We start from the raw sequence: 14,729 nt of genomic DNA, 5'->3' as shown, positions 1-14,729 counted from the left end.
CTCGGGGGAACACCCATGACCGAAACCTTCGCCAGGCGCCTGACAGGCGTCGCCGGCATCGCCGCCGCGGCCGCACTCATCGTCGAAGTGCCCCTGTACTTCGTCTACTCGGGCCCGCCGCCGGACGCGAACGTGCTCGCCCGGCTGCTGCTCGGAATCGTCGCCCTCGCGTGTCTGGTCGTGTTCGTGACGGCCTTCCGTGAACTGGTCAAACGCACGCATCCCGGCTACGAGTGGGCAGGCTCGATCGCCTCCGCCACGGGACTGGTCTACGCGACGATCACCCTGGTCTCCATGGGCCTTGAGGCCGGCGCGGTCATCGCCACCGACCATCCGATCGATCCGACCATTACGGTCAGCGGCACGTACATCCTCTACGGATCGATCTCCCGGCTGATGCTGGGCCTCTTCCTGACGGCCGTCGGCCACGTCGTCGCACGCACCGACGTCCTGCCCCGCTGGATCAGCCGCTCGGCCTACGTCCTGGCCGCGATCAACCTGGCCTTCGTACCGTCCCTGTTCTTCGGCAACACGCCCGCGCACTTCTATGCGGCGAACGGCTGGGGCACGACCGCTCTGATGGGGGCGATCCTCAGCTACTGGCTGCTGGCCGTCGGCATCTCGACCTACCGAAGCTCCACCCGCCTGCGCGACTCCGTGGCCGCGTAGCCTCGGACGCGGATCACCGGGACCTCATCCACTGGAGCCCTGATGACGAGCCTCGACGGCCTGTCCGGCCCCGCTGCGGACGAACTCGACGCACCGCCCGCGCTGACACTCTCCCGAGTGCGGTTGGGCGCCGGTCCGGCCTTGAGGGCACGAAGGAGGCATACGGCATTCAGGAGACCGCGTACGAGGAGCTGGTCCGCCTGATGCGGCGTGCCGTCGCACATGGCATCGAGCACGCCCGGCTGCTGACGGCCGCAGATGTGCCGCGGTTCGCGGAACTGGGCGTCACCGCCGGGGTGCAGCCCGCGGATGCCACCGATGACCGCGATGTGGCGGACCGGCACTGGGCGGGGCGCACCGGCCGCGCCTTCGCGTACGGCGACCTGCTGGCGTCCGGTTCCCGGCTGGAGTTCGGCTCCGACGCTCCCGTCTCACCGCTCGACCCCTGGCTGGGGATAGCGGCGGCCGTACACCGGACGGACGACGGGCGGCCTGCCTGGTATCCCGAGCAGCGGATCCCGGTGGCGGCGGCACTCGCGGCGTCGGCACAGGGACGCTCAAAGGTCGGGGTCGACGACGCGGCCGACCTGGTGGTGGTGGACGTGGACCCGTCGGAGGCGGACCTCCGCACGCTGCGGGAGATGCCGGTGCACGCCACGATGCTGGGCGGACGCTGGACGCACGGGCCGCACTGACGGTCCGGCCCGGCAACCTCCCGCAGAGAACCGGCCAAAAACCGCAACCTTTCTGTCATCCTGGATGTCTCATCAAATACCAGTACGAACCATGCTTCGGGGGACGAGATGAGACGAAGCAGAAAAACACGCAGCAGAACCGCATGGGCGACGCTCATGCTCCTGGGCACCGCGATGGGAGCGGCCGCGATTCCGGCCGAGGCCGCACCAGCCACGACCGCCCAGACCGTCACCTGCCCCACCGGCTGGGGCAGCCTCGCCAAGACGCGCGCAGCATCCACGACGAAGCCGGTGAGGAACGTCAGGACCGGCCGCCACACCTGCTACGACCGGATGGTCATCGACATCCCCGGCGCGGGCCGGAACAGCCTCGGCTACTCCGTGAAGTACGTCAGCCGTCTCCACCAGGACGGATCCGGGCGCCTCATAAACGTCGGCGGCCGCGCCGTCCTCGAGATACGGGTGCATGCACCCGGCTTCGACCCCCACACCGGGGCGCCCACCTATCCCGCCCGGGCGGGCCGTCCGCTGCCGGGCGTCGACGTCACCGGGTACCGCGCCTTCAGGGACACCCGGTTCGCCGGCAGCTTCGAGGGCGACACCCTCCTCGGGCTCGGCCTCCGGGCCCGGCTGCCCTTCCGCGTACTGCGGACGGACGGCCACGTGGTCGTCGACGTGGCCCATACCTGGACCGGCAAGCCCTGACGCGCATCAGACACCAGGAGAACCGGCAGAACCGGCAGAATCGGGAGAACCGAGAGAACCGAGAGAGCCGAGCCAGTCGATCAGTAGCCGGTTGACCTCCTCGGGGCGTTCCTGCTGAATCCAGTGGCCGCAGCCGTCGAGGACGTGCGAGGAGGCCAGGCCGGGAAGGGTGGTGGGGTACGCCTTGATCGCGTCCGCCAGCCAGGTGGTGGACGCGTCGAGGGCTCCGCCCATGAACAACGAGGGCTGCGCGAGGGGGGCGCCGTGGTGGGCGGCCAGGTCCTCCCAGTCGCGGTCCATGTTCCGGTAGCGGTTCAGGGCCCCGGTCAGGCCGGTCCGTTCGAACTCCCCGGCGAAGACGTCGAGTTCGGTCCTACCGAGCCAGTGCGGCAGACGGTCTGCCGGAAACCTGTCGCACAGCGTCCCGCCGCGGCCGACGAAATGCGGGTCGGGCGCGCCGGGCGCGGGCATGGTGTCGGCGGACAGGGCCGCATAGAAGCCGGCGAGCCAGCCTCGTACGTCGGGCTCGATCTCGGCCTCGGCCCGGCCCGGGCGCTGGAAGTAGGAGACGTAGAACTCCTCCTCGCCGCCCATTCCTGCGAAGACCTCGCTGGGCCTGGGGCCGCCGGGCGGGGTGTAGGGCACGCTCAGCAGCCCGACCGCGCGGAACACGTCGGGCTGCAGCAGAGCCGAGGTGGCGGCAATGGTGGCGCCCCAGTCGTGTCCGACGATCACAGCGGACTGCTCGCCGAGGGCGTCGACCACGGCGACGTTGTCCGCGACCAGGTCGAGCATGCGGTACGCGGCCACGTCCTCGGGTCGGGAGGAACGTCCGTAACCGCGGACGTCAAGGGCCACGGCACGGTAACCGGCGGCGGCCAGGGCCGGCAGCTGGTGCCGCCACGAGTACCAGAACTCCGGGAAACCGTGCACGAGCAGCACCAGAGGCCCGCTGCCCTGCTCGACCAGGTGGATGCGGCCGGCGGGTGAGGGCACAAGGCGGTGGTGGGGGCGGTCGGCGGCGAGGGTCGGCGGCATGGGTCCCTCCCGGGGGCGAGCAACGAAGGCGCGAGTGACGATCCTGCCGGGTGCGCGGCGATGCGGTCGATGCCCGTTGCCATTTCGGCAAATCGGCGACCGGCCGCCGGACATCTGCGCGGCGAGCATGAGCGTCGGCCGGCAGACCCCGCCGTCGGGCCGCAGGCCCACGCACCGGTCGCTGGGCCGGTACGGGACGGCGCACCCGTGCGGGACGGCGGGGCCCATTGGCGGGCCAGGCGCCTTGGCGGGCCCGAAGCCCCGGCGCCGAGTCGCCAAGCGCCCATGCCTCGACGAGCGCAGGCCATGAGACGGCGGAAGCGTGCGCCGGGCCGAAGGCTCCGGCGTCCGCCGAAAAAACCTCGCACCCGCACAGCGGACCAATGCCAGACAGCGGACGCCTCTCCACCCCGCAAGGCCGGTATGCCGACCCCCATGCCCGCCGAACAGCCCAGGCGCCGGACGCCGTGTGCCCGGCCCAGACTGCAAACCCGGGCGGCGCACGCCTCGCCGGGCCGAAAGCCCAGGCGCCAGTCGCGCGACAAGCGCGCCCCCGACGGCGGATGCGACGCCGGGCCGCACGCCCCCGGACCAGCGCCGGCGCCGGCCGCGAGACAGGAGATTCGTCGGTCGGAGTGCCGGGATTCCCGGCCGCTCAGTCCTCCGCGAGCAGTTCCACCGGTGTGGCGATGACGTCCACGAGGGCGTCGCCGCGCAGTGCCGTGAGGGCGAGGGGGTGTCCTATGGCGTCCTCCAGCATCAGGCGCTGCAGGGCCTGGGCACTGGTCACCGGTTCGCCGTGGGCGGTGAGCAGCAGGTCGCCGTCCCGCAGTCCGGCCCGGGCGGCGGGGGACGCGGGCACCACCTCGACGATCCGCAGGCCCGTGCGGCGGCCGGTGCGTGCCCGCAGCAGGGGCGGCAGCGGCGCGGGGATACCGGCGAGGCCCAGACAGGCGCGGCGGACTCTGCCGTCGGAGAGCAGGGTCGCGATGATCCGACGGCTGGTGCCGTTCACCGGGATGGCAAGACCCAGGCCGACGTCGGCGATGGCGGTGTTGATGCCGACGACGCTGCCGTCGGCCGTGGCGAGCGCCCCGCCCGAGCTGCCGGGGTGGAGGGTGGCGTCGGTCTGGACGACGTCGTCGATGACGCGGGTCGCCCGGCCCGCGCTCGCCGGCAGCGACCGGCCCAGTGCGCTGACCACGCCGGCGGTGACGCTGCCGGTCAGCCCGAGAGGGTTGCCGACCGCCACGACCAGCTGCCCCACCCGTAGCGCGTCGGCCTCTCCGAGCCGGACCGGGGGCGGCGTCGGCCCGTCGGCGCGGACCACCGCGAGGTCGGAGAGCGGGTCGGCGCCGATGACGTGGAAGGGGGTGGTCGTGCCGTCCGCGAAGTGCGCCGTACCGGCGTCGGAGTGCCCCACGACATGGGCGTTGGTGAGCAGGAAGCCGTCGTCGGTGAACACCACCGCGGAGCCGGTCCCCATGACGAATCGGCCTCTGGAGCGGCGGTGCGCGACGTTCAGGGCCGCCACCTTCGGGGTGAGTTCGGCGGCGACGGAGGTGACGATCTGCGAGTAGGAGTCGAGCGCGGCCTGCTCCTGGCGGGAGCGGTCGGGCTCGGAAAGTGTCTCAGCCACGAGTCGGCCTTTCCGCTGGCCCAAGGGCATACATGCGCGTATTACATGCTTACACCCTTGCATCGGCAGACGGACCGCGACTTCGCTGCGGGCTGACGCCGGCGTCCGTTCAACGTGTGCGGGGCCCCGCGGTGCCGGAGTCCGTCCGCCTCGAGGTGCGCAAAGTGCCGACCGTCCTCAGCAGACGGTCCGCGGGTGCGCGCAGCTCGGGGTGGGCATTGACCGTGTTCCGCAGGCCCCGCACCGGTCTCCGCCACAGCCGGTGGGCCGCAGCGACCGGGTGGGGGCGGCTGGCGAATCCTTCCGCCACGCGCAGCTCGCGGGTCTTGAGCCAGTCCTTGTACTCCTTGTCGCCACGCCCCAGGTCCATCAGCGTCACCCCGTTCCGGGCAGCAGCCTCGGCGGTGCGCAGATGCATCATCAGGCCGGGCGAGTAGTAGTGCAGGTCGGGGTCGTAGGCGGTGAACCAGGCGGCCAGCACGGTACGCGACCTGGGCCCGAAGTGCGCCGCCACCGGCCGGTCGCCCGCGTACAGCACCGACAGCACACCGGTGAAGTGCTCCTCGCGGACCTCGAAGAGATGGTCCACCAGGTCGACGATCCACGGCCGCGAGAAGCGGTCCATCCGGCCCGTCCTGCGGTACTGGGCGGACTTCCACTGCATGAGCCGGCGCAGCATCCGCGGATCGCGCTCGTCGAACTCGAAGCGCACCTCGCCCACGTCGCGCCCGAGACGGCGTTCCTTCTTCAGCGTCGTCTTGGCCAGCCCCGGGTAGGCACCGCGCAGCCACGGCGCATAGCCGCTCTCGTCGGGCTTCAGATCCACGACCGGGGAGGCGAACGTCCCCGTGACATGCCGGCCGAACGGCCTCTGTTCCGCGACGAGATGGTCGAACTCGAAGATGGACAGCCCGCAGGCTCTCAGCAGGTCCTGGGCGTCCCAGGTGACTCCGGGGCGGTGCACCAGCGCCTGGCAGTCGGAGAGGCCGAGCCCGACGGCCCGACCGATGCCGAAAGCGTTGCGTTCGTACGGGAAGAAGCCGACCGGCGCCCCGTCCTCACGCAGGACGGCGATCCGGGTACCGGCGCGGTATCTGCCGATCCCGAGTGCGAACTCCGGAGCCAGGAAAGGATTGGCGTACTCGGGGGACTCGTCCATCGCCGCATGCCACGCCGTACGCAGCGAGGTGCTCAGTTCGTCGGCTCTGTGGATCGTGACGTCCACGTCAGATCATCCGCCCTTCCCCAGGCTCCGCGAGGGACGACCCGGCCGCAGGGCAGGCCGGTAGAGCGTGTGGACCCCTGTTCATTGATCGCATCCGCGACCGCTCCCCCCGTGACGTCCCCCCGCGGCGCACTGTCCGCGTCCTACCACGTTCTTTGAGTATCAGCCGGTTCCCGGCCGTGTACACGGTCGTTCCGCGTTTGATCCTCGGGTTCCGAACTGCCCGCCGAGGATCAAACGTCGCGAAACAGTACGCATGTTGTCAAGAGTGCCTGCCGCTGCAAAACGGCAGCGGAAGAAGTGGTCCTGGCCGGGCACGTACATTTCACGCCGTCCTCATGTGCGGTCCGTTTCGCCGGGCCGGGCTCCAACTAGCGTCGTGCAGTGGCCCGAACCGACCCGAGTGAGGTTTCGATGTCCGCAAGACACACCCTCGCCGCCCTGGCGCTGGCTCCGGTGCTCGCCTTCCCGGCGGCGGCTCATGCGACGACGCACGAGGGCTCCCGCGTGCCGCCCGGGAAGACGCACTTCGATCTGCAGGCCCACCGCGGCGGCATCGGCATGACGACCGAGGAGTCCCTGGAGGGATTCGGCAAGGCGATGCGCCTTGGGGTGTCCACCCTGGAACTGGACACCCAGATCACCAAGGACGAGAAGGTCGTCGTCAACCACGACCGACAGGTCAGCGCCCAGAAGTGCCGTGACACCGCACCCGTCACGCCGGGCGACCCGATGTATCCGTACGTCGGGAAGTACATCAAGGACCTCACGCTGGCCCAGATCAAGACCATGGACTGCGGCTACCAGCAGCTGCCCGGTTTCCCCGAGCAGGAGGTGGTCAAGGGGTTCCGGATGGTCGAGCTCAAGGACGTCCTGAACCTGGTCAGGAGCTATCACGCGAGGCAGCTCAAGCTGAACATCGAGACCAAGGTCGAGGCGGGCGCCCCCGAACAGACCGCGCCGCGCGCGCTGTTCGTGCGACGGGTCTACGAGGAGATCCACCGCTCCGGCCTCGAGCGCCAGGTCACCATCGAATCCTTCGACTGGGGCGCGCTCAAGGCGATGCACAAGCTGGCTCCGAAGTGGCCCCTCGTCGCGCTGACGAACTACGACTTCCTCCAGGTCGGCCGGCCGGGCGCCTCGCCGTGGCTCGGCGGGATCGACGCCGACGACTACGGCGGCGACTTCGTGAAGGCGGCGGCCACCATCCCCGGTGTCAGGGCCCTCTCACCCAACTACGGCTTCCCGCAGACCGGAAAGGTCGGTGACCCGGACTTCCGCTTCTACTCCGACCGGACGATGGTCGAGGAGGCCCACGCACGGGGCCTGAAGGTCATCCCGTGGACCTGCGACGATCCGGCCACCGTGGAGGCGCTGATGGACATGGGCGTCGACGGAGTCATCACCAACTACCCCAACCACGTACGGCAGATCATGGCCGACCGAGGCATGCGTCTGCCCAAGCCGTACCAGCCCCGTTGACACAGGCACAGCGGCAGCACACCCGTTTCCTTGGCGCCGGCAGCGCAAGTGATCTACGTCTCAGCCGGTGAACCGGGGGGCGGTGAACGCGGTCACAGCAGATGACGTAGTCATCGAGTGCCCGCGGCGGATGATCCGTGTCGGCACATAAGGACGCCCTCCACTGTGCCCCACACCCCCACTTCGCTCCTCCCCGACAAGTCCATACCGGCGCCGGTCGCGCCTCCCCCGCATGACCGGCGCCCCCGTCCGCCCGGCCGCCTCGATCCCCACCTCCTGGCGACCGCCCTGTTCGCCGCGTACGCGACACTGTCCATCCTCCGGTACGAGCATCTGGCGACCCGCTCCTGGGACCTCGGTATTTTCGAGCAGGCGGTCCGTGCCTACGCCCGGCTGCAGGCACCGGTCGCCGATCTGAAGGGGCCCGGGTTCGACATCCTGGGCGATCACTTCAGCCCGGTGCTCGCGCTACTCGCCCCCGTCCACCGGTTCTTCCCCTCCCCTGTCACGCTGCTCGTCGCCCAGGCCGCCCTCTTCGCGCTGTCGGCCGTGCCGGTGACCCGTGCGGCCGCCGGGCTGCTGGGGCGGCCGCGAGGGCTCGTCCTCGGCCTGGCGTACGGCCTTTCCTGGGGTCTGCAACGGGCGGTCGACTTCGACTTCCACGAGATCTGCTTCGCCGTACCCCTGATCGCCTTCAGCCTGGAGGCGCTGCTGGCCCGCCGGTGGCGGCCCGCGCTGTGGTGGGCGCTGCCGCTGGTGCTGGTCAAGGAGGACCTGGGCCTGACGGTGGCGGCCATCGCGCTGGTCGTCGCCCTGCGCTGCCGCCGCTCTCCGCGCCCGCTCGTGTACGCCCTCGCGGTGGCGGTCCTGGGCATGGTGGCCGCCCTCGTCACCGTCACCGCCGTCATCCCCGCCTTCAACACCACCGGCGGCTACGGGTACTGGTCCAAGGTCGACAGCGGCTTCACCCTCTTCGACGGCACGGGCACCAAACTACGCACCCTGGCCTGGCTGTTGATCCCCACCAGCGGCCTGCTCGCCCTGCGTTCACCCCTGTTCGTCGTGGCACTGCCCACCCTGGGCTGGCGCTTCTGCTCCGCCGACGACCACTACTGGGGCACCGACTGGCACTACAGCGCGGTCCTGATGCCGGTCGTCGCGCTGGCCCTCGTCGACGGGCTCGCCCGGGCGCGCACGAGCTCCCGGCCGTGGCTGCGTTCGTACGCCCAGCACCTGCCCGCAGCGGTCGCCGGAGCCGCCCTGGCCCTCACGACCACGCTCCCGCTGTCCACGCTGACGGAGTCCGCCACCTACGACACCCCTGAAGGCGTCCCCCGCATCGAACGCGCCCTGGACCGCATCCCGGACGGCGCGACGGTCGAGGCGGACATCGGCCCCAGCAGCCGTCTCACCTCCCGCTGCCGCGTCTTCTGGATCGGCGCCACCCGCGGCATCACCCCCGACTACATCGCCCTGAACAACACCGGCAAGTGGGTCGGCGACGTCCAGGCATACGCCCATCAGCTGCACCCCGACGCCCGTTATGTGATCGACGACGCCGCGTACGGTTACGTCGTCCTCAAGCGCAGCTCGTGACCGGCAGGCACCGGACGTCATTGACAAGCCGGATCCGCCAAGGTTGTCATGTCCACATGCTGCGATGCTCTGGGACCTGCTGCCCTCGCCGCGGGTACCGTCATTGAGCGGGCGCCGCGCGCTGCTCGACGCCGCCCTGACCGAGTTGACGGCCCGCCCCGGAGTGCTCCTCCACGGCCCCGCGGGCATCGGCAGGTCCACGCTCCTGACTGCTCTGGCGGCGTCCCTGGCCGCGCAGGACAAGTCCTGCACGCTGTTGTACTGCTCGCCCGCCCAGGAGGACGCCCGGCTGCCGTTCGTCGGCCTGATCGACCTGTTCACGCGGGTGCCGGAGCACTCCCTGGAGGCCCTGGCATCCCAGCCGCGGGCGGCGCTGCGGGCAGTCCTGCTGCGCGGCCCGGAGCCCGCCGACGACCAGGGCCGTCTCGCGGTGCGCGTCGCCGTCGTCGACGTGCTGCGCACCCTTGCCGCCACCGGCCCCGTGCTCCTGGTCGTCGACGACCTCCAGTGGCTCGACGAGCCGAGCGCCGAAGTGCTCGCCTTCGCCGTACGGCGACTCGACGGCCTCGCCGTCCGGGTGGTGGCCGCCGAGCGGGTGGCCGACGGCGAGCAGCCCGAACGGCTGCGCTGCTGCCCACCGGGCACCGTCGAACTGCCGGTGCCACCCATGACGGACGCAGAGGTGGCCCACCTCGTGCGTACGGCGATCGGCGCGGATCTGCCGCCGGCGGTGCTGCGGGCGGTCCAGGACATCGCTGCCGGAAACCCGTCGTACGCGGTGGAGTTGGGGCGTGCGGCCCCGCGCGATGCGGCATCGGTCGGCTTCGGGCGGGCGCTGCCCGTGCCCCGGAGACTGCGCGCCCTGCTGCTGGACCAGGTACGTACGCTGCCGGCGGCCGTGCGGCACACTCTGCTCGTCGCGTGCACCACCGCCCGCCCCAGCCTCACCGTGCTGCGTGCCGCCGGGCTCGACGACCCCGCCGCGGACCTCGCGGAGGCCGAACGGCTCGGTGTCGCGGCGGTCGACGCCGACGGAACCGTACGTTTCAGCCATCCGCTGATCCGGGCCGCCGTCCGTGCCGACGCCCCGGAACACAGCCGCCGGCAGGCGCACGCCCTGCTGGCCCGCGCGGTCACCGAGCCCGTGGAGCAGGCCCGCCACCTCGCTCTCGCGCACCCGTACGAGGACGAGGCGACCGCGCGCACGCTGATGTCCGCGGCCGAGGCGGCGCGCCGCGACGGCGCACCCGATGCCGCCTTCGAACTGGCCGGGCTCGCCGCCCTGCGCACTCCCGGCGACCGCCCCGCGGACCGCGCCGACCGGCTGCTGGCCGCGGCCGACTACGCATGCGACGCGGGGCAGTTGGAGGAGGCGGGGCAGGCGGCCGAGACCGTGCTCGCCGGGTCGGGCTCCGCACGGCAGCGGGTGCGGGCCCGGCTGATCCTGCTGCGCAACGCCGGGCAGGCGCTCGGGGGCGCCCGTGACCTGATCGAGGAGGGCCTGCGGGACGCCGACGGCGACCCTGAGGCCGAGGGATGGCTGCACCACTGGGCGGCCGTACGCGGCCTGCTGTGCGGGGAGTTGGCTCAGGCGGCCCGGCATGCCCGGCGCGCTGCCCGGCAGGCGGCCCGGGCGGACGACACCGACACCCGCATCGGCGCCCTCGCCACCCTCGCCCGGGTGCAGTCCCTGGCCGGGGAAGCGGCCGCCGCCGGCGCCGCACTCGACGAGGCCCTCACCCTGGTCGGCGGCGCCGACGCCGGCCCGGAGAGCTGGGGGCTGATCCGGATGCGGGCCATCCTCGCCCTGGACTCCGACCGGGTCACCGAGGCCGGACAGCAGGTCGCCGGACTCCTCTCGGAGATCGGAGAGTTCGCCGGGGTCGAGGAGGTCATGGCGACCTTGGTGGCGCTGACCCGTATCCAGGTGCGCGCCGGGCACTGCCGGGACGCACTGCGCACCGCAGCCCGCTGCACGCGTGCCCTGGCCGAGACGGGCGTACAGGCGGCTCCCGCCCTGTATGCGGCGGCGCTCGCGGCGATCGCGGGCGGCACCGCCGACGAGGCCCGGCACCTGGCCGAGCAGGCGGTCAGGGCCTCGGAGGCGGACGGCGACCGGCTGTTCCTGCTGCGCGCACTGGCCGTGCTCGGACAGGCCGAGCTGCTCGCCGGCGACCCTCGGAGCGCGGCAGCAGCGGCCGAGGCGCTGCACCGTGTCAGGGAGCTGGGCGAAGCGATGGGCGCCGCCGATCCGCCGTTGCTGCACTGGTACGGCGACCTGGCCGAAGCCCTTGTGATCCTGGGCGAGACGGACACCGCCGGGGCGGTCCTCCACGAGGCCCGCACACGGGAGTCCGGCGATGCGCCCGGCAGCGTACTTGCGGCTCTGGAACGGGCGGAGGGGCTGCGGGAGGCGGGGCTCGGCCGGGCGAAGGAGGGGGCGGTACGGCTGCGTGGCGCGGTGGACCGTCTGCGTCAACTCCCGCTGCCCATGGAGCTGGTGCGCACCCTGATCGCCCTCGGCGCGGTCGAGCGCCGTGCGCGCCGCAGGACCGCGGCACGAGCAGCCCTCGGTGAGGCGTTGGAAACCGCGACACGGATCGGCGCCGCTCCGCTGGCGGCGCGGGCCGGGGACGAGCTGGCACGGCTGGATGCCGGGGACCGCAGCGGCGAGGCGGGCGCGGCCGGACCCGAACTCACCCCCACGGAAGCCAGGATCGCCGAACTCGTCGGCGGCGGAGCCACCAACCGCGAAGTCGCCGCGGAGCTGTTCATCAGCATCAAGACCGTGGAGGGCGCCCTGTCGCGGGTCTACCGCAAGGTCGGTGTCCGCTCGCGCACCGCGCTCGCCCATGCGATGGCGGTCGCCGTCATCGCGTCCGGCGCGGCAGCCGTGAACTCGGGCGACGACGACCAAGTCAGGCCCGCCGTAGAGGCAGTGACGTCGAGTCAGCCCGGACGGGTCCGGGCGGCCCGTGCGCTGGACAGCCACCGCTGACGTGACATCCGGCGTTCATGTGACATCAGTTGTTAACACGTGAAGCAAGGGTTCCCCCGCTTATGCGGGTGGGGCGGATGTTCCTACGTTGAAGCCGTTCCGACTTCCGGGACATCACCCCCCACCTCCGGAGGACTTCAGTGAAGTCACGTCTGAAACTGCTCGGCCTGGTCACCGTTCCGGCGCTGCTCGCCGCCGCCGTACCCGCGGCCCACGCCGCGGGCACCGCCCAGCCGCACTCGACGCGCGCGGCCGTCACCGGAGATGTCCTCAAGGGACTGAACAAGAACGCCACCCGCACGGGCAGCGTCGCCGCCGGGAAGCGGATATCGGTGGCCATCAGCCTGACCCCCAGAAACGACAAGGCGCTCGACACCTTCGTCGCCGAGGTCAGCGATCCGCGGTCGAGCTCCTACGGCCACTACCTGACGAAGGGCCAGTTCGCGGCGCGCTTCGGCCGGACCGCCGCCGAGGTCCAGCAGCTCAAGGACTATCTGCGCGCGCAGGGCCTCACCGTCGGCAAGGTCCACTCGGGCAACCTGCTGGTCGACGCCAGCGGCACCGCCGCCCAGCTGGAGAAGGCCTTCGGCACCAAGCTGTCGACGTGGAAGGACACGGCGTCGGGGCGCTCGTTCTACGCCAACGACACCGCGCCGACCCTGCCGACCTCCGTCGCCTCCCTCGTCAGTGACGTGGCCGGCCTCAACAACCGCCTCACCCTGCACCACCAGGCGCCCTCCACCGTCACCCCGCACAACGGTCCGGGCGGCGGCTACACACCGGCCCAGCTCAAGGGCGGCTACAACGTCTCCGGCACGTACACCGGCAGCGGCCAGAAGATCGCGCTGCTGGAGTTCGACGGTTTCCAGCAGTCCAACATCACCAAGTACGACACCAACTACAGCCTGGGCTCGCCCAACCCGACCGTGCAGCAGGTCGACGGCGGCTCCGGCGCGCTCGGCGACGGCCAGGTCGAGGTCGAGCTGGACATCGAGGTGCTGCACGCGATCGCCCCCAAGGCGAACGTCACCGTCTTCGAGGGCCCCAACTCCGATGCCGGCGAGGTCGACACGTACCAGGCCATCGTCGACAGCGGTATCCCCACCACCTCGATCAGCTGGGGCGCCGCGGAGAGCGCCCGCACCACCTCGGGCATCAACGCGGTCGACGCCGTCTTCAAGGCGGGCGCCGCCCAGGGCCTCGGCTTCTACGCGGCCTCCGGTGACAGCGGCTCCGACGACGCGGGCGACGGCGGCACCTCCGTCGACTACCCGGCCAGCGACCCGTATGTCACCGGCGTCGGCGGCACCAAGCTGACCGTGACCTCGTCCAACGCCTTCAGCAAGGAGGTGGCCTGGTCCGGCGGTGGCGGCGGCAAGTCCTCCGTCTTCAAGATCCCCAGCTGGCAGACCGCGGTGCAGAAGAGCGCCGGCGGCGGCTTCCGCCAGGTCCCGGACGTCTCCGCGCACGCCAACCCGAGCCCGGGTGTCTCGATCTACTCGCAGGGCTCGTGGTCGTCGGTCGGCGGCACCAGCGCCGCGGCGCCCGAGTGGGCGGCGTTCGCGGCCCTCTACAACCAGCAGGCCGCGGCGGCCGGCAAGGCCAACCTCGGCTTCGCCAACCCTGCCCTCTACTCGGCGAACGGCACCGGCTTCCACGACATCACCAGCGGCAGCAACGGGGCCTACTCCGCGGCCACCGGCTGGGACTTCACCACCGGATGGGGCTCGTACAACGCCGCGACCCTGGCGAGCAAGCTGCTCGGCTGATCACGGGCGGCTGACGACGGATCCATGAAGCGCGGGGCGGGATCTCTACCGGCCCGCGCAGCGACATGAACCAAGGGGAGCACGTCAGGCCACCTCGAGGGCGAACGTCAGGAGACCCGACGCATCACCTCCCGGCAGAACGCTCCGACCCCGTCCGGGTCGTCGATGAACTGGTTCGGCTTGATGCAGAAGGTCGTGAAGCCCTGCTCCAGCTGCTCCGGGATCGATGCGAGAGCCGCGCCGAGGTCGGCCGGCGAGTGGTCGTCGGGGAATACGGCCTGGGTGCCGCCGATCATCTCCAGTTCGGCGGCGTCCCGGCCGGCGGCGGCCATCGCGTCCTTGAGCAGTTGCAGGTCCTGCGGTGCGGGCCGGCCCAGCGGGTGGAAACCGTGGCCGTACCGGACGAGTCGGCGCAGGACGGGTCCGTGCAGGCGCTGTCCGCCGAACCACAGCCGCGGACCCTCCGGCCGGTACGCCTTGGGCTCGAAGTAGACGTCCCGGAAGGGGTAGTGCTCGCTCTCGTGCGAGATCGGCGACGGCCCCCAGGCCTTGGCCCAGACCTCCAGGTGTTCGTCGAGCAGCCGCCCTCGCCTGCCGAAGGGCACCCCCAGCGCCTCGTACTCGTCCTTGCTCCAGCTGACCGTGGGCTGCACCAGCAGCCGGCCCTCGCTGATCAGGTCGAGGGTGCTCAACTCCCGTGCCATGAGCAGCGGATGACGCAGCGGCGCGAGAACGGCCGCGGCGGCCAGCCGCAGGCGTTCGGTGACGGAAGCGATGGCGGCGAGCAGGAGCAGCGAGTTCGGCCAGGGGGTGTACGGGTCCTGGTTGCGGTCCAGTCGGAGAAGTACAGCCGGTCGCCGTGCCAGCGGGGTGACTCGACCAGGCCCCGGCCGGTGAGCAGTGTGGATACGTG

9 protein-coding genes and 2 pseudogenes are annotated in these 14,729 nt (G+C 71.5%); 7 read left to right on the top strand and 4 right to left on the bottom strand.

Translation table 11 applies throughout. The features are described from left to right. Positions 1-15: 15 nt before the first annotated feature. The 3 genes and pseudogenes from AB0N07_RS09305 to AB0N07_RS09295 all read left to right on the top strand — a co-directional run bounded on the left by AB0N07_RS09305 (position 16) and on the right by AB0N07_RS09295 (position 2,069). A complete protein-coding gene (locus tag AB0N07_RS09305) occupies positions 16-669 on the top strand; it encodes a hypothetical protein (protein ID WP_365833616.1) in 654 nt (217 codons plus the stop codon). Between the two features lie 137 nt (positions 670-806). Beyond that, positions 807-1,364 (top strand): annotated as a pseudogene (locus AB0N07_RS09300) (amidohydrolase family protein); the annotation flags it as partial. 156 nt (positions 1,365-1,520) lie between these two features. Next, the gene (locus tag AB0N07_RS09295; RefSeq protein ID WP_365833615.1) at positions 1,521-2,069 is read left to right on the top strand and encodes a hypothetical protein; all 549 of its coding nucleotides are present in this window, start codon (positions 1,521-1,523) and stop codon (positions 2,067-2,069) included. Positions 2,070-2,075: 6 nt separating this feature from the next. Here the strand turns inward: AB0N07_RS09295 and AB0N07_RS09290 are convergent, their stop codons facing one another. From AB0N07_RS09290 to AB0N07_RS09280, 3 genes are all read right to left on the bottom strand, one after another. Beyond that, positions 2,076-3,107: an alpha/beta hydrolase gene (locus AB0N07_RS09290; protein ID WP_365833614.1), complete on the bottom strand. Its 1,032-nt coding sequence runs from the start codon at positions 3,105-3,107 to the stop codon at positions 2,076-2,078. 655 nt (positions 3,108-3,762) lie between these two features. Further along, positions 3,763-4,746, bottom strand: a complete 984-nt coding sequence (locus tag AB0N07_RS09285; RefSeq protein WP_365833613.1) for a trypsin-like peptidase domain-containing protein — start codon at positions 4,744-4,746, stop codon at positions 3,763-3,765. Between the two features lie 109 nt (positions 4,747-4,855). Beyond that, a complete protein-coding gene (locus tag AB0N07_RS09280; RefSeq protein ID WP_365833612.1) occupies positions 4,856-5,971 on the bottom strand; it encodes a GNAT family N-acetyltransferase in 1,116 nt (371 codons plus the stop codon). Between the two features lie 414 nt (positions 5,972-6,385). On the opposite strand from AB0N07_RS09280, the gene AB0N07_RS09275 reads away from it, so the two are divergent. The 4 genes from AB0N07_RS09275 (at position 6,386) to AB0N07_RS09260 (ending at position 13,816) form a co-directional block, all read left to right on the top strand. Next, positions 6,386-7,453 carry a glycerophosphodiester phosphodiesterase family protein gene (locus AB0N07_RS09275; RefSeq protein ID WP_365833611.1) on the top strand — a complete coding sequence of 356 codons (1,068 nt, stop codon included), beginning with the start codon at positions 6,386-6,388 and terminating at the stop codon, positions 7,451-7,453. A gap of 204 nt (positions 7,454-7,657) precedes the next feature. Then, complete coding sequence (locus tag AB0N07_RS09270) at positions 7,658-9,049, top strand: DUF2079 domain-containing protein (RefSeq protein WP_365833647.1); 1,392 nt, start codon at positions 7,658-7,660, stop codon at positions 9,047-9,049. 64 nt (positions 9,050-9,113) lie between these two features. Beyond that, positions 9,114-12,047: an AAA family ATPase gene (locus AB0N07_RS09265; protein WP_365833610.1), complete on the top strand. Its 2,934-nt coding sequence runs from the start codon at positions 9,114-9,116 to the stop codon at positions 12,045-12,047. 140 nt (positions 12,048-12,187) lie between these two features. Continuing rightward, a complete protein-coding gene (locus AB0N07_RS09260; RefSeq protein ID WP_365833609.1) occupies positions 12,188-13,816 on the top strand; it encodes a S53 family peptidase in 1,629 nt (542 codons plus the stop codon). 107 nt (positions 13,817-13,923) lie between these two features. Here AB0N07_RS09260 and AB0N07_RS09255 read toward each other — a convergent pair. Continuing rightward, positions 13,924-14,643 (bottom strand): annotated as a pseudogene (locus AB0N07_RS09255) (LLM class flavin-dependent oxidoreductase); the annotation flags it as partial. Between the last annotated feature and the right edge of the window lie 86 nt (positions 14,644-14,729).

Origin of the sequence: Streptomyces sp. NPDC051172 (genome assembly GCF_040682555.1) — a bacterium.
Classification (GTDB): domain Bacteria; phylum Actinomycetota; class Actinomycetes; order Streptomycetales; family Streptomycetaceae; genus Streptomyces.
Note: the sequence above shows the minus strand (reverse complement) of the source record. Positions and strands in the feature narration are given on the sequence as shown.

Bases quoted from the DNA above. Each gene is read 5' to 3' on its own strand.
- AB0N07_RS09305 (WP_365833616.1), top strand. From the start codon at position 16: ATGACCGAAACCTTCGCCAGGCGCCTGACAGGCGTCGCCGGCATCGCC.
- AB0N07_RS09295 (WP_365833615.1), top strand. From the start codon at position 1,521: ATGCTCCTGGGCACCGCGATGGGAGCGGCCGCGATTCCGGCCGAGGCC.
- AB0N07_RS09290 (WP_365833614.1), bottom strand. From the start codon at position 3,107: ATGCCGCCGACCCTCGCCGCCGACCGCCCCCACCACCGCCTTGTGCCC.
- AB0N07_RS09275 (WP_365833611.1), top strand. From the start codon at position 6,386: ATGTCCGCAAGACACACCCTCGCCGCCCTGGCGCTGGCTCCGGTGCTC.
- AB0N07_RS09265 (WP_365833610.1), top strand. From the start codon at position 9,114: ATGCTCTGGGACCTGCTGCCCTCGCCGCGGGTACCGTCATTGAGCGGG.